Here is a 19,016-nt window from a genome sequence, read left to right as displayed (position 1 = left end):
AAATCTACATCGTAAAGGAAATGTCTTCGATTAAAACAAACAGCCATAGCAAGATCAACACCGGCACCGGTGCCCCTACAGCAGCAACTCGGCCGCCGTCAGCGCGTGCACGATGTCGCTGGTAGTCAGGGTGGCGGCGCAGCGGGCGGCGGCATGCCGCAGAGTCTGCTCGTGGTCGGCGGCGGTGAAGTCGGCGATCGCGTCGACGGCCAGGAACGGCTGCACGTCGCGCATGAACGCCTCGGTCGCGGTGGCCGCGATGCCGATGTGGCCGTAGACGCCGCAGACGATCAGCTGGTCGCAACCGCGTTCGATCAGGAGTTCGGCCAGGGGCGTGCGCTGGAAGGCGCTGTAGCGCCGCTTGGTGATCACGATGTCGCCGTCGCGGGGCGCCAGGGCGCCGGTGATGGCGGCCTCGGCGGCGGTGCGGATGCCGGGCCCCCACAGATCCTGCAGCAGGCCGCGCTCGGCGCGGGTCTGGGCGGCGGGCTGGGCGGAGTAGATGACCGGGATGTGCAGGTCGGTGCAGTGTTCGCGGAGTCGCGCGATGTTGGCGAGCAGGTCGGGGGCGGGGGAGTGGCCCTGGTAGGGGGTCAGGAAGTAGGTCTGCATGTCGTGGATGAGCAGGGCGGCGTGGCGGGGGTCCAGCTGCCAGGGCAGCGGCGAGGCCGGGGCGTGGGTGGGCATGGGGTAGGGCGTGATGGCGGGAATGGCCACGAGGGGTCTCCTGGGTGCGGTCGGTCGGGTGCGGTGGCGCCGGTCGACCCGGGTGAGCGGGCCGTCGGGCGGTGAAGCGGCGGGTCAGACGAAGGCGGTCACGCCGAGGCCTTGCAGCAGGGTGCGGAACTTGGCGGAGGTCTCGGCGAGCTCGTGTTCGGGGTCGGAGCCGGTGACGATGCCGGCTCCGGCCCACAGCCGCAGGGTGCGGCCTCGGGTCTCGGCGCAGCGGATGGTCAGGGCCCATTCGCCGTCGCCGGTCGCGTCGGTCCAGCCGACCAGTCCGCCGTAGAAGCCGCGGTCGAGGAGTTCGAGGTCGGTGAGGGCGGTGCGGGCGGCGGCGGTGGGCGTGCCGCAGATGGCGGGGGTGGGGTGCAGGGCGGCGGCCAGAGTGAGGCTGGGGACCTCGTCGCGCAGGCGGCCGGTGATGGTGGTGGCCAGGTGCCACATGGTGGGGGTGGGCAGCAGCGTCGGCTCGTAGGGGACGTGCAGGTAAGTGCAGTACGGCTGGAGGGCGTCGGCGATGGCGTCGATGACCAGGCGGTGCTCGTGGCGGTCCTTGACCGAGCGCTGCAGCTGCTGGGCGCGCTGGCGGTCGGTGAGCGGGTCGGTCGAGCGGGCGGCCGAGCCGGCCAGGGGCATGGTGGTGATCTGGCGGCCGTGGCGCGAGATCAGCAGCTCGGGGCTGGCGCCCAGGAGGGTGCGCTGGTCGGGCAGGGGGACGGCGAAGACGTGGCGGCCGCGGCCGGTCAGGCGCGCGAGCAGGTCGCGGACGTCGATGGGCTGGTCGGCGTGCAGGTCCAGGGCGCGGGCGAGCACGACCTTGTCGAGGGAGCCGCCGGTGATGAGGTCCAGGGCGCGCTGGACGCTGGTGAGGTAGTGCTCGGCGGTGGGCACCGGGGTGATGGTCCAGGCGGCGGGCGAGCGGCGGGTCCGGACCGAGGGAAATGGGCCGGACCAGGTCACGTGCTCGGGGACGATGAGGTGGGAGGTGGCGCCGTCGAAGGTGATGGCGCCGGTCGCGAGCGATCCGGCGGGGGCGTCGGCCAGGGCGGTGGCGACGCGGTCGGGTAGGTCGGGCAAGGGGGCGGTGATGAGGTCGCGGTGGCCCTGGGTGAGCAGGGTCTGGCCGGGCGCGGTGAACAGCACCGAGGTGCCGGGCCGGTAGCCGGTCAGGGTGGGCGCTGCTGCGGGTGCGGCGGCCGGCGGAGCCAGGCGGCGCCGGGTGGACAGGGTGGAGGGGGCCATGGGGATGCTCCGGAAGGTGGGTCGGCGGGTGGTACGCCGGGTGGGTGAGAAGAAGGGGCCGGGGAGTAGGAGCGCGGGGGGTGGCAGGTGAGGTGGGGTCGGGTCAGGGGCGCAGGGAGGCGCCGCCGTCGACGAACAGCTCCTGCAGGGTGATGTGCCGGGCCTGGTCGGAGGCCAGGAAGAGGACGGCGTCGGCGATGTCGCCGGGGGTGGCGATGCGGCCCAGCGGGATGCCGATCCGGAAGGCGGCGGGGTCGCCGTTGACGACGGCGTTGCGTGCGTTCTGGGGATCGCGGTCTGCGGCGAGCGCGCGCAGCATGGCGGTGTCGGTGGAGCCGGGGGAGACGGTGTTGCAGCGGATGCCGTAGGGGGCCAGCTCCAGGCCGAGGCAGCGGGTGAAGGCGGCGCTGGCGGCCTTGGAGGCGGCGTAGGCGGCCATGCCGATCCGCGGCACCGAGGCGGCGTTGGAGGCGACGGTGACGATCGCTCCGGTGCGGCGGGTGATCATGTGGGGGGCGGTGGCGCGGCAGGTGTGCAGGACGCCGTCGGTGTTGACGGCGAAGGTCTGGTGCCAGTCCTCATCGGTGATGGTGGCGACGGGGCCGGTGTGCAGGACGCCGGCGACGTTGACCAGGATGCCGATGGGGCCGATCTCCCGTTCGATGGCGTCGATCGTGGCGGTGACGGCCGGGCCGTCGCGGACGTCGAGATGGTAGGGGTGGGTGCCGGGCAGGCTGTCGGCGAGTTGCTGCAGGCGGGCGTCGATGTCGAGGGCGGCGATTTTTGCGCCTGCGGTGGCCAGGGCGGTGCAGACGGCGGCGCCGATGCCCTGGGCGGCGCCGGTGACGACCGCGATCTGTCCGGCGATACCGGGGGCGGGGGCGGTGGAGGTGGGCATGGGGCGGCTCCGTGGGTGGGATCTGGTGGCGCGGGGTGGTGGTGGCGTCCGGTGGTGGACCGCCATCGTATTGACAAGGCTTGTCAATGTAGAGTCAAGATCGAGGTGTGCGGAATGGGCGTGACATCCCCGATTCCATAGCGTGATCTGTTCGTTATATGCAGGGCGGGGCGGTGATGCAGAAGCCTCACGTCGGGAGTATTCCTGCAGCTCATCGCAGCTCCCTTGACTCCTGTCGCGCGCCGGGTGCCTGCCGGGCGTCACGTGGACAGAGCGGGCGACTGAAAGCGGAGTTGAAAGCTGCGGGGCATTCTTCACCCCTGACACCGTCGCCTTGACTGGTTCTGTCAGGTCCTGCAGCGGGCCTCGTCTGCGGGGCCGGGTGCGATCGCCATGCTGGTGAAAAGGTACGGAATCTGCCGCCGGTCATCCGTCGCACCGGCGAGAAGGGGCCGGTGCGGCCCGACAGGGCGGCGCAGGCAGGGGGACGTGCTGCCGACCGGCCGAATCCCCTCGCTGCCGGTGGCGAAGGAATGCGAGTTCCCCTCATTCCAATATTTACTATTTTCCTGACATCTGTCATATGACATAGTAAGCGCGCTGGAGGTGGCGGCCCCCTGCTACTGGAACCCGGCAGGTCACTCACGGCGCGGGCCCACCCCGCCCCGCACCGCCTCCCGACCCCTGTCCTTTGAGGTGACATATGGCAATGCCCCTGGCGTCGGTACCTCCCACGGCGGCGAGTTCGTCCTCGCGCCCGGAGCTTCATCCCGCGCCCCGACGAGCAGCGTCCCTGCCGCCGTTCCCGCTGCAGGCCTGCGCCCCACCGCTGGCCTTGCCCGGGCCGCCCCCTCTTGAGGAGGCCGACCCCGCTGCGCGCCGCGGCGCCTCCCGGTGGCTCACCGTGGTGTGGACCGCCGAGTCCGACCCCGAGCGCCGCGCTGGCTGGGGCAAGGGATCGGCAGGTGTGCGGGTGCTGCTGCGGGCCATCGCCGTGGCCGCGCGCCTGGGCACCACCATGGCGCCGGCGTTCGGCGTCCGGTCGCTGTCGCTGATGACCGGCCTGCATCCCTCCACCGTCGCCCTGAATCTGGCCCTGCTGCGCCAGGAGGACGACCCGCTCCTCGTGCGCACGGTCGTCGGGCGCGGCAAGTACGGCGACCGCTACCGCCTGCGGACACCGCAGGCCTACAAGCACCACCTCGGCGCGTGGGCGTGGCGCTCCACGCATGTCGAAACCGTTCATCCCGCGGTGAGCTACCTCGGCGCATCCGCCGCGCTGCTGTACGAGACGCTGTCGGCTACCGACGTCGGCTCCAGCCAGCTGGCGCGGCAAGCGCTGCTGTCGCGCAGCACTACGACCAAGGCGCTGCGCACCCTGGCGGCCGCGGGACTGGCCGTCCGAGGTCCCGCGGGCTGGAAGCGGAGCACCTGCTCGCTGGATGAGGCGGCGGTGCGGCTGGGCGCCCATCGCCACCGCGCCGAGCAGCTGGCCGCCATCCACGCCCAGCGCCGGGATTGGCAGGCGCTGCTGCAGGCCGCGCGGCCGCCAATCGAGTCGGCCCCGCCGGTCATGGTGCGCCCGCGCAGCGAACGGCCGGGCCCGCCGCACTCTCGTCCGCCGGGTGTACGGCCGGCGCCCGCCCGCACCACCGTGCTCACCGGCAGCGGGGAACCGTCGTGGGGTGGGTGACGGTTCTGGGACCGGCGATGAGCGCGATCGACCAGCGGCTGCGCACCGGGGAGTTCCCGGACGATCCCGCCGCGCCCGCCGAGCTCGCAGCGTCCGCGGTTCCCGTCGTGCCGCTGGGCGGTGCCGCCCTGTGGTGGATCGGCTCCGGCCTGGCCGAGGTCGGCCTCACCGCAGGTGCCCCCGTGACCTGGGACCAGCACGGTATGGCCCGGGACCTGATGAGCGGCCGCGACCCGCGTACCGGCCGGCAGCTGGTCGCCCCGGCGATGCGCACCCATCCCGATGCGATGCTTCCGGCCGCGCCCCTCCTGCAGGTCTTGGTCGAGCGCGCCGAACGTCACGGTCTCACCGTGCCCGACAGCCTCATCGGCAATCAGTGGGCGGCGCAGCGCGCGCTGCGGCTGCAGCGCGCCCTGGAACGCCGTGGTCCCGGCCTCCGGCTGCCCGTCGACGAGGCTCGCCGACTGGCCGCGGCGGCCGGCACCGGCCTGGAGCGGCTGTACGACGCCCAGCAGATCGCCTGCGCCCTGCGGGAGCGCACCCGCCGGGTCCGCATCGGCAACCGCGGCTATGAGCTGCTGTTCGACCTGCCGAAAAGCATCTCCGTGCTCTACGGGCTGGCGGATGCGCCGCTGGCCGAGCAGATCCTTGAGGCCTTCACGATCGCCGTCCATGACGCGGTCGAGGCGTTGAGCGGCTGGGCCGGGTACGGGCTGCGCGGCAAAAACGGGGAGGGCCACCGCGCCCGCCGCATGCCCGGCACCGGCCTGCTGGGCTGGGTGCGTTTCGGCCAGACGGCCCACGCCGTCGACGGGCAGGTCCCTGATCCGCACCTGCATGCCCGGGTCGTGATCGCCAACATGGTGCGCGGCCAGGACGGGCGTTGGTCGGCCCCGGGATCGGGAGGCAGGGACGTCTACCGGCATGCCCTGGCCGCCGACCGAGTGGTCAAAGCCCGCCTGCGCAGGCTGCTCATCGAGCGCTGCGCCATCACCTTGGAGGTGGCCCCGGTGACCGGAGCGTGGGAGATCAGCCGGATCCCCGCGCACCTGCGTGATCGTTTTTCCAAACGCCGCAATCGGGTGGCGGCCTACCTGAACGAGCACGGCCATGATCCCGCCACGGCGGAGACCGGCGCGCGGGCCGCCGCGCGGTTGCACACCGTGGAGGAGCTGACCGCGTCCGCGGCGCCGCACCGGCTGCGCCAGGCCTGGCGACAGCAGAGCCGCGACCTCGGCGTGGACCCGCGCGCGCTGGTCGCCGCCTGCCTGACCGGCTCCCGCACGCCGCCGCCGGTGCCACCGGCCGATCAGCTCGCCGCGCAGGTCTTCGCTGCTCCACTGGACACCGATACCGACACCGATCCGAGCATCTGGAGCCGCGCGCAGGTCCTTGCGGCGGTCATCGATGCGCTGCCCGGCGGCTTGGCGGCGGTGAGCGATGCCGAGCACCTCGTCCGGCAGGTCGTGAACTGCCCGGGCGTGGTGGCGCTGCCCACGGCGGCGGCCAGCACGCTGACCAACCACGAACGCTATACGGTGGCGTTCTGACCACAGGCGCCGCCAGTCCCTGCGGGTCGCTCGGTGCCCCCTGCCGCGGCAGAGCCGCGCACGAAGTCCTCGCGCGACGCGGTGACCCGTGCCGGACATCACCAGACGGAGAACCCGTCGGCCGCCGTCGCCGCCCTGGCAGCGATCGGACTACCGGTTCCGCCGAGGGAGCAAAGTCGGTGTTGAACCGCCGTTGAAAGCAGACTTTTCCGGCAGCGGTACGCGGCTCTCTACGGCGAGGGGTTCGAAGGCTTCATTGCCCGCTCACGAGATCGACGCTCCCGGGTGGACCGTCGCACCCGGGCGGTGATGCGGCCGGCGATGGACGCGCCGGTGCGTACGCCCTGCCTTTCCCTGGCCGTGTGCAATGGTGCCCGCCGGTAAGCGCCGACGGGCACGGTTCAACCGCGCGGCTCCTGGCGCCATTTCCCCATGTTGCGGTGAGAACACCAGAGCCGGACTTCAGCGCGTGCCTCCCCTTGCGAGGAAGCCAAGACCGCACCGGCCTTTCCCGCGGTGGGTCAGTGCGCGGCCTCGTACTGCTCCACGATCTTGCTGGCGATGCGGCCCCGCTCGCTGACAGGGTGCCCGTGCTGCTTGGCCCAGGCGCGAATGTCGGCGCTCTTCTCCCGGCTGAGCGCCCGAGTGGCACCACCGCGTCGGCGCTTGGGCGCGCCGGCGCTCAGATCCCGGCGGGCACTGGCCACGAAGGGCGCCAGATGCTCGCGGAGCTTCTTGGCATTGACATCACTCAGGTCGATTTCATAGCTGGTGCCGTCAATTGCGAAGGAGACCGTCTGGGTAGCCTCACCTCCGTCGAGGTCGTCGATGAGGATTTCCTGGATCTGCTTTGCCATGATGGACTCCTTTAATCAAACCGAACATGATTCACGATAGCCGGTCCGGGCGTCGATGGCGTGAAAATAACCCGGTGTTTCGCCGACTGAGATGCGATGACGCCGCATCGCGGCGAACGGGAAAGAGGACTGACCGGCCGCAGAGCTGTTAAACCGTGATGAAGAAGCGGCCGCAGGACATCCTCTGCCAGGCAACACCGGAAGACTGCCCCGTCACGTTCGACGACGGCGGTACGCAGCGGAAATCTCCGCGATCGTCCCTGCGGCATACCCAGCCGAGGAGAAGCAATCGTGGCCGTGCTCGCCATGGCTCACGCCGCTTGCGCGGCACGCCATCGGGGTGCGACCGGACCGGAGGCCTGGGCGTCTTTCGCCATCGGTCCCCGCCGATGCGCCGGCCTTTCACCTTCAGCCGCCGCCTCCGATCGCGCCGTCGACGAGGCTCGGCCGGTAGAGCGACCGGACTCGATGGGCGGATGGTCTTGCCCGGCTGGAGACCTGCGCTGTAGCGTCGTGCCCTGTAGTCCTCATCGCCCCTTCGAGGGGTCGTCGCGATCACATGCGCTGGCACCGCTGCGCGAAGCACTCATCGCCCCTTTGAGGGGTCGTCACCTAGTGACAGTGATCAACAGCTACGAGGACATCATGCATCAGCACCGCTCCACCCCCTGGCGTCACGGCGTCATGGACGAGGTCTTCCCACCCGAGGTACGCGCGCAGGTCCTCGCCGCGGTGAGCCAGGGCACACCGTTGAAGCAGGCCATGGAAAAGCACGGCCTATCCGATGAGGTGGCCTATGGGCGGGCCCGCTGGGACGGCGACTGGGAGCGCCATCTCCACAGTGCGCTCTTGGATGGTAGGAACCCTGACCTGCGGCACGGCCGGGCCTGGACCTACGCCAAGTATCGGTGCCGATGCCCGGAATGCCAGGCCACGCAGCCAGGTTGTACGGCGGCCCAGCGGTTCCTGCAGCAGTACCGCCCTGCTCCCGCGAGGCCGGCCTGCGGGTAGGCGCCCATGCGGTGCCCGCTGACGCGCCAGGTGAGGACAGCGATAGACCGTAGCGGCAGTCAGCACGTCACGGCCGCTCGCGACGACGGCGGCGAGAACATCACGGGTGGCCGCTCGAGAGCCCTGCGGCAGCCGCTAGCGCCAGGTGAACGTCACCCGGCTCACGTCGACCGGCGCGAGCCGCCCGCCCAGGGCCGGGGCGACGCGCACCTGCTCGAGCAGCAATACGATCCGGACGTTCACCCCGTGCCGGTGGTGTTTTCCGGAGGAGTACGGCGCATCATCGGCCAGCCGGCCGATGCCGAGGAGCATGCCATCCAGGACGCGTCCGACGACGGTAGGGCGGATCTGCGCTCCTGGCTGACGGTTCAGCGTCATGCCGTCGCGTTGTCGCAAGGACCTTTCGTTGTCGTTCAGCCGGTGGCGGACGTGATGGGCAGGTCTTTTCGGGCCTGGTCCAGGTCGGTGGCCCAGATCCACAACCGCTGCGCGGGCGGGATACGGTGGTAGCCGTACAGGCCGACCTCGGTCAGGGTCCGCAGGTCCACGCACACCCGGGAGAACGCCTCGCCGATCACCTGCTCCGGGGTCGCGGCCCGCGCACCGGCCGCGCCCGAAACGCCGCCGGTGCCGGGGAGGACCAGGTCGGCGGTGCCGAGTTTGATGCACGCCCGGTACTCGTATCCCAGCAGCAGATCGGTGCCGAAGGCCGCCCAGGCGCCGCGCTGCTCGCTCCACGCCGCTTCGGCTTCGGCCAGCAGCAGATTCAGGTCCGGGGCGGGCGGGATCGAGGGGTAGATGACGAAGGTCGCGGCCCAGCCAGCAGCGACCATGTCGAGGTTGAAGGTGCGCCGCCGCGGATCGTCGCGGGGCGGCAGCGGGTCGGAGACGGTGCCGGTGTACCAGGGCGCGGTGTAGGCCAGCAGGCGGCCGTTGCGTTCGATGAGCTCTCCGGTGGCCAGCACCGCCATCTTGCGCTGCGAGCCGTCGGGGCGGGTCAGGCGCTCGGCCACCATCGCGGTGTGCGCCTGGGCGGCGGCTTTGCCGGCGGCCTGGTGGCGCTGTGCGGCGTCCGGGGTGATGCGGGCGATGAGGTAGTCGCGCAGGTCCGGCGGCAGCGCGTCGTAGGTGCCGTCGGCCAGCCGGGTCTTGGCGCGCTCGAGGGCGGCCTGGGCGGTGGTGGGACTGCCGCCGTAGCTGGTTTCGGGGGTGTCGATGGACACCATGCGGATGGGCATCTCGACGGTGGGGGTGTCGCCGTCGCTGACCTTGACGAACCGGTAGTCGTTGGCGGGCCTGCTGGGGCCGGTGAAACCGAGATCGACCATGGCTGCCTCCTGGCGGCGGGCTGGAGAGCCGACGGCTTCCACCGTCGCAGAGCGCTCGTGCCCGGCGCAGGCGTTTCCCGAGCCCGGCCATCTTCCTGGCTGCACTGGAGTATGGGGAGCGCACTGTGCTCACGGCGACACCGCAGCCGCACGATCAAGGCCTAAGGCCGGTCCGGGCCTCGCGGGACAGTCCCGCCGCGGCGGCCGCTGACCCCGGTCTCGTCTGCGCCTGAGGACGAATGCACCTTCTCCCAGGAAGAACGAGTGCTGGGGGGCGTCGAGGCCCTGTACGGCATGCGCATCGCCTGCGCCGCTCAGCGTGGTTCGGCTGACCGCCCGGGTCCGCCGTTGCCAAGAGAAAACGCCATCCCGGCCCATGCGAAGGCCAAGACACACCAGACCAGCCGCTCCCACCCGCCTATCCCGCCGTGAGACTGAGATGCTTCCTTCATGCTGGCCATGCTGATCGCCCATGCCTTGTTCCCGATCGCGATCTCCCTGGTCGTCTTCTCCTCGACATGGCTGATCACCGCCAACCTGCCTCATCGAACCGAGAGCGAGCGCCGTAGCGGCACACGTGTGGCCACAGGACTGTTTCTCCTGGCCTGCCTGCTCTTCGTCGTATTTGCTTTCGGCCCCTACGTCACCGTTTAAGCCGCATGCCAACTGAGTTACCCGGCCCTTTCCACGCCTCCCATCCCCGCGCACCGAGGCATTACCAATGAGGCTTTTTCGTGCGCCCAGCAGAGCAGGAGGTGAAGCCGTGACATAGCGGTGGATCTTGCTGTTCGTAAGCTCGTCGTCGCTTGCCGGTGTAAGTCCGGCCCGGGTAGCTGCCAGGAGGCCCGGTAGCAGGCTGGCGGCTTCGTCTGGAAACGGGCGGGGTCGAAGCCCAGCGTCGAAGGCCCTGTAAATGGGGGAGCGACGGTGCGGTCCGTAGCATGAAGCGAAGCCTGCGGCGTCGTTACTCAGCCCGCCATTGTGGTGGGACAAGGGAGTGCCGAGCCTCTCGAAACCGGGGCGAAGGCCATGGACGCGGTGAAGACCCTGGAAGCGCAGCCGTCAAGGACTCCCCGGCGTATGGGGCGCGGAACGCATCGATAGTGACGACGGGAACTGGGGAGGCCCTCCCCGGCCCGGCAACCTGCGGAAGCTTGGCTTCGTTGCCGGAGCCTCGCGCTCTATAACCGGTCGAAGCCGGGAAGTGGGCAGCGTGCCGGGTGGGCGTCGGAGGCGGCCGTAGTACCGATCGAGCCGACCGGACAACACAACCGGCGGCGATGGGAAGGGCCGCTGCTTCGTCGATGTGCAGCGACTGACCAGGGAGGGGCCCGGTGAGTGCCGGTCAGGCTAGTCCCGCCGCGTCGGGATTACGGGAACCACGAGTTCCGCGTGATCCGGTCCGTGCCCTGCAGCATGCGCTTTACCGGGCGGCCAAGGCCGATCCCGGACGGAGGTTCCACGCGCTGTTCGACAAGGTCTGCCGCAGAGACGTGCTGCAGCGCGCGTGGGTGGCGGTGCGCACCAACAACGGCGCACCGGGCATCGACAAGACCACCCTGGCCCAGGTCGAGGAGTACGGAGTCGACCGGCTCCTGGACGAGGTGGCCGCCGAACTGCGGGAGCGGCGCTATCGACCGCTGCCGACGCGCCGGGTGCTGATCCCCAAGCCGGGGCTGAAGGATCAGTACCGCCCGCTGTCGATCCCCGCGGTTCGCGATCGGATCGTGCAGGCGGCCGTGAAGATCGTGCTCGAGCCGGTCTTCGAGGCCGACATGGCCGACTGCTCGTTCGGCTTCCGTCCGAAGCGGTCGGCGCACGATGCCCTGCAGGTGCTCGTGGATGAGTGCGCGCGGGGTCGCCGGTGGGTGGTCGAGACGGACATCGCCGATTGCTTTTCGGCGATCCCGCACGAGAAGTTGATGCACGCGATCGAGGAACGCGTCTGTGACCAGTCCGTGCTCACGCTGCTGCGCGCGATCCTGCGTGCGGGGGCGATGGAGGATGGGCAGGTGCGGCGGCCGGTCACCGGAACCCCGCAAGGCGGTCCGGTCTCACCGTTGCTCTGCAACGTCTACCTGCACCAGATGGATCGGGTGTGGGACGACGGTGATGGGGCGATGGTGCGGTTCGCCGACGACGTGGTCGTGATGTGCTGGTCACACAGCCAGGCGATGCGGGCACTGGCCCGGTTGACTGAACTGCTGGCCGTGCTCGGCTTGGAACCGAAAGCGGCCAAGACCCGCATCATCCACCTGCAGGTCGGTGGTGACGGCTTCGATTTCCTGGGCTTTCATCATCGGCTGGTGCGCTCCCGAGGGGATCGGGGCAAGCCGAAGGTGACGTTCCTGGCTCGCTGGCCCGCGGACAAGGCCATGCAGCACGCTCGCGACCGGATCCGGGAGATCACCTCCCGGCGGTGGATGCTGCTGTGGCCGGAGGCGATCGTGGAGAGGTTGAACGCCTTCCTTCGCGGTTGGGCCGCCTATTTCCGCTATGGACACTCGGCCCAGCGCCTCAGCAAGATCAGACGATATGCGCAGTGGCGGCTGGCGCACTTCATGCGCCGACGACACCGCCGCAGCATGGCGTTCGGCTGGCAGGTACTGCTCAATGCCCGGCCGATCGACCTCGGACTGATCAGCTTGTATGGAATCACCGTCGCACCCAGGGCGGGCAAGCCCTGGCGGGTGAGGCCGAATGCCGCCGGTGAACGGCGTCGGTGAGCCGGGTGCGGGAGAACCGCACGCCCGGTTCGATGCGGCGGGAGCTGGAAACGGAGCCACGAACCTGGTCATGGTCATCGGGGAAGGCACAGCCGACCGGGAAACCGGCGGAAGACAGGCCCCGAGCCCTACCGCCAGGAGAAGCCACCGCGCCAGCTCCCGACCCTACATCCTGAATGGTGATCGGCTTCGATGACCTGCGGCACGAGCATCCAGTAAAAGCTCACAGCATGTCCGCTGAGGGCCACACGCGCTTCCGTGCCTGTTGCAGGAACTCCGCCAGCGGCAGCGTCCTGGATGGAGGCTCGGGTCGCCGCCACCCCAGCCGGTCGGCGAGCGCACGCCGGCCTTCCCATGCGAGGTAGAAGCGCGCCGCGATGTCCCCCAGCGGTCCGCCGAAGTCCTCCTGGAACACCGTCACCCCGTCTTGGCCGCCGACGGCGAAGGCGGTCCTGTGGGGACGCAGATCGACACCGTTGATCCCGCCTGCTTCGAACCCGGTCGCGGACTCCACGGCCAGGGTGCACCGCAACCACCAGCTGCGGTCAGGATTCAGCGGGCATCCCGGGGACCAGGCGGCGATCTCCAGCAGGTCGCCCGTCACGACGTCGACGTGCACCAGCATGTCGTGGTCACTTCGGTCGGACAGCGAGCGCACCCCGAACAGCAGGCGCTGAGCCGCCCCGCCGGCCTGCCGGGCCAAGGTCTCCACGAGCGCGGTTGCCCGCTCGGGCGGTCCGGTCTTGCCCAAGACAGGCCACACCTGGCTCATGTCCACCGTGGCGCCGTCCTCGACGTCGTGCAACATCGGCCAGCTCGCCCGCTGCGCAACCAGCCGGCCGGTCTCAACGCGTTCCTCCTCCCCGTCTCGCCCGTCGACCGGGCTCATGTCCTGAAGTCGCGTCTCCCAGGCGGCGGGCGGCTCATCCAGGTTGCTCACATCATCTCCAGCGTCGGAGAGTACGGGAACGGCACATGGCCGGGCACTGCGCATACCGCCGGTAGGCGGCTGAAGGAACCCGGCCGGCGCTTACCGTCTCAGGCCTCCGACGAACATCAAACCCTTTCCATCGCCAGGATGAAAAGGGTTCCGGGCGGGTGCAGTGGTGTTCGGCGCCTGGACTGCTCGATGCTCAGCGGGCTTGGTGGCCTACCGGACGACCTGCGTGCGGACCGGTGAACTTCCCCGCGCCGTCGCTCGGCGACGGCCTTGGTGCGGGCCCGTGCGGCTTCCTCCTCGGCCGGCTCGTGGGCGGTGCGCTCGGCTGCGAGCGCGTTCTCGGTGCGCTCCAACCTCCAATGGCGGCCCGTGGCTGCGAGCGCGGTACGGCGGAAACCTCCCGCGGGTCACGCTATAACCCTGTGATCCGGACGGATGAAAACCGCTCTGTTGCTTCAGGGAAACGGTCATCGCGTACTAACGATATACATAACTGCTTGTCAAGATAACGTGTAAATATCGCTCGGTTACCTGCCGGGCGACGCAAACCTACGCTGCGGACCCGAAAAGATCACTGCTGCATTCCGGAGGTTTCCATGACGACGCCGCGCCGCATCGGGTTCGCTCTCACCCTCGCCGCCACCGTGGCCGCCAGCCTTGCCTTCACCGCCCCGGCCGCCTCGGCCTCGACCGCCAGCACTTCGGCCACCGCCGCGGCCGCCAACTGCGGCGGGTACTGGGGGTACGTGCCCGCCAACCCGGCCACCCGCACCAACGGGAAGATCACGGTGCACAACTCCTGCGGGGCCAGCACGCGCGCCCGGGTCGGCGTGTACTTCAGCAACGGCGGCCTGGTCTACACGACCCTGTGCGGGGGCCGCTCCAAGACCCTGTCGCTGCCGTACTCCTCCCCCTACTACCGCAGCAGCTCCTGGCCGTCCCGGATGTACTCCGAGCCCGCGGGGACCTGCTGACCTTCGGCCCGACGCATCCAGTGTGCCCAGCCTCCACTCCGGCCGGGCACACCAACGCGCCACGGGCCCCTGTGCTTTGAGGAGACGGTGACAATGCGACGCCATCGGTCCGAACACGGCGACACCGATCAGGCCTCCGCCATAAGGAGGCTCTGTCTGCAGACCGGCAACAGCGATGTCGAGGTCTATCCCGCTTCGTCCAGCGCTACAGCGTGGACGATGCAGCTCGTGGTGCCGTGGCCGGATCGGGAGCGGGTGTGCCGGGCGTTACGTCGCATCGGCTGGCGGGTCGAGCAGGGGCAGGGCCATCTGACCGTGCTGGGCTGGAGCGCCAAAGCCCTCGCCGATCGTCTCCGGCTCCTGCACCTGGCCTGCGCCGACTTGCGCCAGAGCCATGCCCATAGCGTGCACACTGCCCTGACGATCGCCGAAGATCACCTGAACCCGGACCGGTCCGCGCCGGAAAACGAGATCGCCGACCGCGCATGCGCCGCCGTCCGGGGCCAACTCCACTGGTCGGCACTGGTCGAGGAAGCCGACGGCATCACCCGCCACTGCACCGATCCTGCGATCGCCGCCACCATGGCCGCCATCATCGAGGCCGAAACCGCGCTCACCTTGTTGATCATCGAGCACGTGCGCGTCGCCCGTCGGGCCGTTGAGGTGCTGTGGCGCTGCCGGCGCACCACGTGCGGCGCGCTCAGCCCGGAAGCGGCCCGCTCGGTTGCCTGGCAGGAAGCCCTTCGGCTGGTCGACCGACGCCCAGCCGCGGCGTAAGCCGTAGCTCTCTCCCATGCGCGACGTGCCGGCCCGCAGGTAGGTGCCCGTGCGGTGCCTGCCGACGCGCCGGGCGAGGCAGCGATAGACCGTAGTGGCAGTCAGCACGTCACGGCCGACTCGTGACGACGGCGGCGAGAACATCACGGGTGGCCGCTCGAGAGCCCTGCGGCAGCCGCTAGCGCCAGGTGAACGTCACCCGGCTCACGTCGACCGGCGCGAGCCGCCCGCCCAGGGCCGGGGCGATGCGCACCTGATCGAGCAGCAGCACGATCATCGCGTGCCGGTGCGGGCCGTCGGCGCTCTGCCACCAGCGGGTGAACGCCTCGGCCGTCAGCGCGTCCAGGCCATTGGTCTGGCCCAGCTCAACGAGCCGTGCCCGGGTCTGCGGCGCCGTCATCACCGTCAGCACCCGCGCGGCGACCAGGTCCTCCAATGGGCCGGCGGCCACGCGGACGATCCCGCAGCCGCCCCCGGCGGCATCGCATGCATAGAAGCGGCCTGATGGATGCTCTTGGCCGGTCAGGGCCCTCTCGCACGCGCCGCACGCGGCGACGCCGACAAGGACGAACGCCGCACCGTCGAACGGCTCGGCCCGGCTGGCCTCGGACCGCATTGCCTGGGTGCGGGCGTGGACCACGGGAGCGCGAGGTGCCCTGCGGGTGCGACGACCGTCCACGGATCACCTGTCCGATGGGGGAGTAGGGGCGGAGCCAGCGTAGACAGCCTGTAGCCGTGCTGTCCGCCGAACGGATCATCGTGGCAGAAGCCGGACAGGGGGCTGCGGTGCCGCAGGCACTCACGCGGTCGCAGAGTGGCTGTCATCGCCTCCGTCGTGGTGGGACAACGAGCCTGCGTGGAGAACGAAAGTGTCCGTCTCGACTTGAAGTATGAAGGTGGGGAAAGGGCGGCTACCTGAAATCAGCCTTATGACTAAGTGGAACCGGCAAGATTTTATTGTATCGGCTGGATTGATGAAGTGACGTTCCTTGTCCGGTCCGCAGATCAATTCGAGGGCGATCACAGCTCATTAAGTAGCGACTTTCGCTTCTGCTCAAACTCGTCTTCGGTGATAAGGCCTTCAGTCAGCAATTTCTTCAGCTCGTTCATTCGCTCACGTACACTGGTCCCGCTGCTCGAAGCCTTGCGAGCGCCGCTGCTGACGCGATTTCCGGTGCCCGCACCGGCCCTCAGGACTGAATTTCCGGCTGCCTCCAGTTTCTTAGAGCGTGTCATGTTTCCGGCGGTAGGGGGAGCCTCGCGCAATGCGTAGGTCTGTGAGTCGGTCACGAGGGTCAAGTAGACATCGCCCCGCTTATTTGACCCGAGGAGATTGACGCCCATGGTCATCGCCGCAGCTACGCCACGGCCTAGCCCGCTCTTCTTCCCGACATCTGCGCTTGCCTCGATCGCTACCAAGCGCTCGAATGTGCCCTCCTGGAACACGCCTCCTATCTTGACGAAGCCTCGCTCATGGACGGCAATGACCTTTCCGCCGAAGGCCTCCCGTGCGACCTCGCGACCGAACTTCGTTATCTCTTGCTGACGGCGGGCCGCTGATGCGGCCTGCTTCTTAGCGCGATCTTCCTTATTGGGCCACTTCATCTCAGCCTCTGCCTGTCACGATCCGGATGCTTACGGTCTTATTCTCAATCCATAAGCCCTTGGAGGGTTCCAATATCCGTAGATTCAGGTTGTCGCTTACCGCTCGCTGTGGTAGCACGGCCCCGGCTTGAGCTGCTCAATCCGATTATGGCAATGATTGCTCAAGTGAGGAACCAAGAGCTCAACCTATCTTCAACCAATTCCCACACCCCTCGCTTGTAAATCCCCCATCGCTCGCTCTGATTGTGACGGTTACACCCTTTGGGGCATTTTTGATGAAGTCATTAGCGATCGTATCGCCATTGTCGGTAGATCGTTCCCAGTAGCAGTCGGTTACAAGCCCGGAGCCAGAGTGGGGAAAAAGCCCAGAGGCGGTATGATAAATTCCCGGCTTAATGTCTTCCCCTACCGTCTGGACGCCTTCGGTGAATCCGGAGTGAGCCCTCTTCCACATTTTCGCGTGTTCGGGGCACAGGTATTTAAAAGCCGGTCCTGCGACATCGGAATCTACGCCGCCGCTATCGTAGGACATTTCATCTACTATTTCTATTAGTCGATTTATGTTTGGCCCTCCTGGCGCCTTGGTGGGTTCGTCGTAAACATCTTTTGCAACTTCACCGCAAATTTCGAGACCGGACTCTAAAGTGCTTTCCACTACATAATCCGGTTCAAGTGGATAGTCGTCCGGATTCTTCTTTTCGAGAGCCTTCAGGTATTCTCTTTCTTCCGCGCTGAAGCTTTCCAAGGGGTCGACGGGTTCTGGTGAAGTGGTCTCCCATGTTGGAGGCGATGTTGGGGACATTGATGGAGTGAGCGTTCCGGATGCCTGAGATTCAAGCGGCTCGTTTGTTGAAGAGCACCCAAGTGTCGATGCCGTTAATATAGCGGCCGCCGCGCATAAATATCTATTCATATGTCCACCGTATGCCCATATATGGCAAATGTGTCCCATGGTTGGGAAAATTTAATGAAAGATTGCATCCGGGAGGGATAGCCGGACTTCGCGTATAGTTGGCCCAAAATCTCTTTCCTGGAGTCTTTCCCTTATTTCACCGGGCACCTCAGGGCCGGCCGCGGAGGTCAAGGCCGCAGGCATCGCCTGTCAGCCGACCGCCCAGGTCTGTCCCGGTGGGATCGCGCACGGCGCGAGCGCCTGATGAAGAAGGCGGGAGGTGGCCTGGTCAAGGCGTAGGTCCCCCAACCGCCCTGGCGTCACCGGAGCACCTCGCCGCTCGCACAATCACTCCTCGGGATACCGAGGCGGAGGCTTCGGCGGGAACGGCGTCGAACGGCCGGTCGATGAAGCTCAGGCCCGGGCATCCCGTCGGCTACGAAGGACAGCCGCCCCCAGCAGACCATCGCAGAGAGCGACCGGGGAGACGAACCCGTGTCCAATGCGCGCTGGGCACGGCATCGATGCGCGGTCACCGAACGATGCAACAACCTGACCTGAGCCGCGCGGCGTCAACGTGAAGACGGGCCGACAGGGAAGGCGGCAGCGGCAGGGGTCCCTGCGGGAAGCGGGATCTGGTCCAGTCGCGCGACGGTTGGCGTGCCGTTTGCGCCCGGTAGGAGAAAGCACCGGTCTCCGGCGGAGGTCTCATGCTGCGGCAGGGGACGGATGGCCTCGATCAACGCGGCGGCCCGCCGGTGCGGAATCAGCCCGATGCTGTCGTGCGGCAGGGACTCGGCCACGATGGTCATCACCGCAGAGGCGATGTTGAGGCCACGGCGGCGGTAGTCATCGGCGGCGGCGCGCGGTACCGGATGCTCCAGCAGGGCGGCGGTCGTCTCCGGCGGCGCCAGGGCGTAGGCCAGCAGCGTGTTGCGGCGGCGGGTCTGAATGCGGCCTGCCGCACCGTCGTCCGGACCGCAGACGATGATGACGGGACCGCCGTCAAGCACGGCGATCTGCGGGAACTGCTCGGCGGTGACGTCGACCAGGCACCGCAGGGTCGGCAGCCACACCACCGTGTGACCGTGGATCATGCCGTTCTCCCACCGGGGCGCCAGGGTGCCGTAGGTGATGCTGGTCTTGGCCGAGCGGTCGGTGACGGTGAGCTCTGCGGCGCGGACCTGGGCGGGGATGCCGAGCTGGGCATAGGCATGAGCCAGCGCCATGCAGTCGTCGAGGCAGCGCTCGGCCGGGAGCAGGTATTCGGCCGCGACCACGTCGACGAACAACGGTGGCAGGGAGGGAACCTGCATCGGGTCGGACGGATCCAGGCCGGCGACCGTCGCCGCTATCCGCGCCGCGGCGCGCTCCACCGGGTCGGTGTGCGCGTTGACCGTAGCGGCCAGGGCCCGACGCCGGGGATCACCGGAGCGGCTGACCGTCCGGGCGTTCGGCTGCGGTTGTCGACGGCGCCGCGATTTCGCCATCCTGCAACGGTATCCCGCCGCACGCCGTCGACGCCCGGTTTATGCCGACGGGATGAGCCGCCGTCGGACCGCGACGGCAGGGACCGCCTCCCTGTCCGCCAGGTGCTGTGCACTTCCTCGGCCGGCTGCGGTGATCACTTCGTGATGGCGAAGGAGCTGTAGCCGTCCGGTACCTGGGAACGCCGCCACCGTCCGGTCACGATGGGATCATGTCACCTGCACCGAATGTGGATCTGGCCCACATTTCGTGATTGAGCTGATTCCATCCTGTTTTCGCAGGTAAATGAGGGTGGCCTGGTCGGGATTGGCG

At 68.6% G+C, this 19,016-nt stretch carries 18 protein-coding genes; 7 read left to right on the top strand and 11 right to left on the bottom strand.

Annotation, left to right across the window (positions count from 1 at the left end; translation table 11 throughout):
• Positions 1 to 75: 75 nt before the first annotated feature.
• The 3 genes from IEZ06_RS23740 to IEZ06_RS23730 all read right to left on the bottom strand — a co-directional run bounded on the left by IEZ06_RS23740 (position 76) and on the right by IEZ06_RS23730 (position 2,863).
• On the bottom strand, positions 76 to 717 hold the full coding sequence (locus IEZ06_RS23740) for an isochorismatase family protein (RefSeq protein WP_189238898.1): 642 nt from the start codon (positions 715 to 717) through the stop codon (positions 76 to 78).
• Positions 718 to 801: 84 nt separating this feature from the next.
• Entirely contained in the window at positions 802 to 1,965 is a 1,164-nt protein-coding gene (locus tag IEZ06_RS23735) for an isochorismate synthase (RefSeq protein ID WP_189238897.1), read from the bottom strand.
• Between the two features lie 103 nt (positions 1,966 to 2,068).
• Positions 2,069 to 2,863, bottom strand: a complete 795-nt coding sequence (locus tag IEZ06_RS23730; RefSeq protein ID WP_189238896.1) for a 2,3-dihydro-2,3-dihydroxybenzoate dehydrogenase — start codon at positions 2,861 to 2,863, stop codon at positions 2,069 to 2,071.
• Between the two features lie 835 nt (positions 2,864 to 3,698).
• Here IEZ06_RS23730 and IEZ06_RS23725 point away from each other — a divergent pair.
• Positions 3,699 to 4,556, top strand: coding sequence for a hypothetical protein (locus IEZ06_RS23725; RefSeq protein WP_189238895.1), 858 nt, complete (start codon positions 3,699 to 3,701; stop codon positions 4,554 to 4,556).
• 17 nt (positions 4,557 to 4,573) lie between these two features.
• Positions 4,574 to 6,106 carry a MobF family relaxase gene (gene mobF / locus IEZ06_RS23720; protein WP_189238894.1) on the top strand — a complete coding sequence of 511 codons (1,533 nt, stop codon included), beginning with the start codon at positions 4,574 to 4,576 and terminating at the stop codon, positions 6,104 to 6,106.
• 521 nt (positions 6,107 to 6,627) lie between these two features.
• Here the strand turns inward: mobF and IEZ06_RS23715 are convergent.
• Positions 6,628 to 6,963, bottom strand: a complete 336-nt coding sequence (locus IEZ06_RS23715; RefSeq protein ID WP_189238893.1) for a histone-like nucleoid-structuring protein Lsr2 — start codon at positions 6,961 to 6,963, stop codon at positions 6,628 to 6,630.
• Between the two features lie 621 nt (positions 6,964 to 7,584).
• Between IEZ06_RS23715 and IEZ06_RS23710 the strand changes: the two genes are divergently transcribed.
• Positions 7,585 to 7,974: a hypothetical protein gene (locus tag IEZ06_RS23710; RefSeq protein ID WP_189238892.1), complete on the top strand. Its 390-nt coding sequence runs from the start codon at positions 7,585 to 7,587 to the stop codon at positions 7,972 to 7,974.
• Between the two features lie 135 nt (positions 7,975 to 8,109).
• Here the strand turns inward: IEZ06_RS23710 and IEZ06_RS37700 are convergent, their stop codons facing one another.
• Both IEZ06_RS37700 and IEZ06_RS23700 read right to left on the bottom strand, forming a co-directional pair.
• Positions 8,110 to 8,352 (bottom strand): hypothetical protein, encoded by a 243-nt coding sequence (locus IEZ06_RS37700; RefSeq protein ID WP_189238891.1) that lies wholly within the window; start codon positions 8,350 to 8,352, stop codon positions 8,110 to 8,112.
• 35 nt (positions 8,353 to 8,387) lie between these two features.
• Positions 8,388 to 9,302, bottom strand: a complete 915-nt coding sequence (locus tag IEZ06_RS23700; RefSeq protein ID WP_189238890.1) for a thermonuclease family protein — start codon at positions 9,300 to 9,302, stop codon at positions 8,388 to 8,390.
• A 450-nt stretch (positions 9,303 to 9,752) separates the two neighbouring features.
• Here IEZ06_RS23700 and IEZ06_RS23695 point away from each other — a divergent pair, with 450 nt between their 5' ends.
• The gene (locus IEZ06_RS23695; protein ID WP_189238889.1) at positions 9,753 to 9,956 is read left to right on the top strand and encodes a hypothetical protein; all 204 of its coding nucleotides are present in this window, start codon (positions 9,753 to 9,755) and stop codon (positions 9,954 to 9,956) included.
• A 680-nt stretch (positions 9,957 to 10,636) separates the two neighbouring features.
• A complete protein-coding gene (ltrA, locus tag IEZ06_RS23690) occupies positions 10,637 to 12,028 on the top strand; it encodes a group II intron reverse transcriptase/maturase (protein ID WP_189238888.1) in 1,392 nt (463 codons plus the stop codon).
• A 223-nt stretch (positions 12,029 to 12,251) separates the two neighbouring features.
• Here the strand turns inward: ltrA and IEZ06_RS23685 are convergent, their stop codons facing one another.
• On the bottom strand, positions 12,252 to 12,968 hold the full coding sequence (locus tag IEZ06_RS23685; protein ID WP_189238887.1) for a hypothetical protein: 717 nt from the start codon (positions 12,966 to 12,968) through the stop codon (positions 12,252 to 12,254).
• A 596-nt stretch (positions 12,969 to 13,564) separates the two neighbouring features.
• Here IEZ06_RS23685 and IEZ06_RS23680 point away from each other — a divergent pair.
• The gene (locus IEZ06_RS23680) at positions 13,565 to 13,942 is read left to right on the top strand and encodes a hypothetical protein (RefSeq protein WP_189238886.1); all 378 of its coding nucleotides are present in this window, start codon (positions 13,565 to 13,567) and stop codon (positions 13,940 to 13,942) included.
• A gap of 219 nt (positions 13,943 to 14,161) precedes the next feature.
• Positions 14,162 to 14,719: a hypothetical protein gene (locus tag IEZ06_RS23675; protein ID WP_189238885.1), complete on the top strand. Its 558-nt coding sequence runs from the start codon at positions 14,162 to 14,164 to the stop codon at positions 14,717 to 14,719.
• Between the two features lie 178 nt (positions 14,720 to 14,897).
• Here the strand turns inward: IEZ06_RS23675 and IEZ06_RS23670 are convergent, their stop codons facing one another.
• The 4 genes from IEZ06_RS23670 to IEZ06_RS23655 form a co-directional block, all read right to left on the bottom strand.
• Positions 14,898 to 15,170 (bottom strand): hypothetical protein, encoded by a 273-nt coding sequence (locus tag IEZ06_RS23670; protein WP_189238884.1) that lies wholly within the window; start codon positions 15,168 to 15,170, stop codon positions 14,898 to 14,900.
• 569 nt (positions 15,171 to 15,739) lie between these two features.
• Entirely contained in the window at positions 15,740 to 16,324 is a 585-nt protein-coding gene (locus IEZ06_RS36565; protein ID WP_203872096.1) for an SHOCT domain-containing protein, read from the bottom strand.
• Positions 16,325 to 16,505: 181 nt separating this feature from the next.
• On the bottom strand, positions 16,506 to 17,237 hold the full coding sequence (locus IEZ06_RS23660) for an Rv1352/Rv1906c domain-containing protein (protein WP_189238883.1): 732 nt from the start codon (positions 17,235 to 17,237) through the stop codon (positions 16,506 to 16,508).
• Between the two features lie 551 nt (positions 17,238 to 17,788).
• Positions 17,789 to 18,706, bottom strand: coding sequence for a hypothetical protein (locus IEZ06_RS23655; protein WP_153054399.1), 918 nt, complete (start codon positions 18,704 to 18,706; stop codon positions 17,789 to 17,791).
• Positions 18,707 to 19,016 lie beyond the last annotated feature (310 nt).

The organism is Planomonospora antibiotica (genome assembly GCF_014647955.1).
Lineage (GTDB): Bacteria > Actinomycetota > Actinomycetes > Streptosporangiales > Streptosporangiaceae > Planomonospora > Planomonospora parontospora.
The sequence above is the reverse complement of the archived record's forward strand: the minus strand, read 5'-3'. Positions and strand labels throughout refer to the sequence as shown.

Bases quoted from the DNA above. Each gene is read 5' to 3' on its own strand.
- mobF (WP_189238894.1), top strand. From the start codon at position 4,574: ATGAGCGCGATCGACCAGCGGCTGCGCACCGGGGAGTTCCCGGACGAT.
- IEZ06_RS23660 (WP_189238883.1), bottom strand. From the start codon at position 17,237: ATGAATAGATATTTATGCGCGGCGGCCGCTATATTAACGGCATCGACA.
- IEZ06_RS36565 (WP_203872096.1), bottom strand. From the start codon at position 16,324: ATGAAGTGGCCCAATAAGGAAGATCGCGCTAAGAAGCAGGCCGCATCA.
- IEZ06_RS23680 (WP_189238886.1), top strand. From the start codon at position 13,565: ATGACGACGCCGCGCCGCATCGGGTTCGCTCTCACCCTCGCCGCCACC.
- IEZ06_RS37700 (WP_189238891.1), bottom strand. From the start codon at position 8,352: ATGACGCTGAACCGTCAGCCAGGAGCGCAGATCCGCCCTACCGTCGTC.
- IEZ06_RS23695 (WP_189238889.1), top strand. From the start codon at position 9,753: ATGCTGGCCATGCTGATCGCCCATGCCTTGTTCCCGATCGCGATCTCC.
- IEZ06_RS23655 (WP_153054399.1), bottom strand. From the start codon at position 18,706: ATGGCGAAATCGCGGCGCCGTCGACAACCGCAGCCGAACGCCCGGACG.
- IEZ06_RS23730 (WP_189238896.1), bottom strand. From the start codon at position 2,863: ATGCCCACCTCCACCGCCCCCGCCCCCGGTATCGCCGGACAGATCGCG.
- IEZ06_RS23735 (WP_189238897.1), bottom strand. From the start codon at position 1,965: ATGGCCCCCTCCACCCTGTCCACCCGGCGCCGCCTGGCTCCGCCGGCC.
- IEZ06_RS23700 (WP_189238890.1), bottom strand. From the start codon at position 9,302: ATGGTCGATCTCGGTTTCACCGGCCCCAGCAGGCCCGCCAACGACTAC.
- IEZ06_RS23715 (WP_189238893.1), bottom strand. From the start codon at position 6,963: ATGGCAAAGCAGATCCAGGAAATCCTCATCGACGACCTCGACGGAGGT.
- IEZ06_RS23675 (WP_189238885.1), top strand. From the start codon at position 14,162: ATGCAGCTCGTGGTGCCGTGGCCGGATCGGGAGCGGGTGTGCCGGGCG.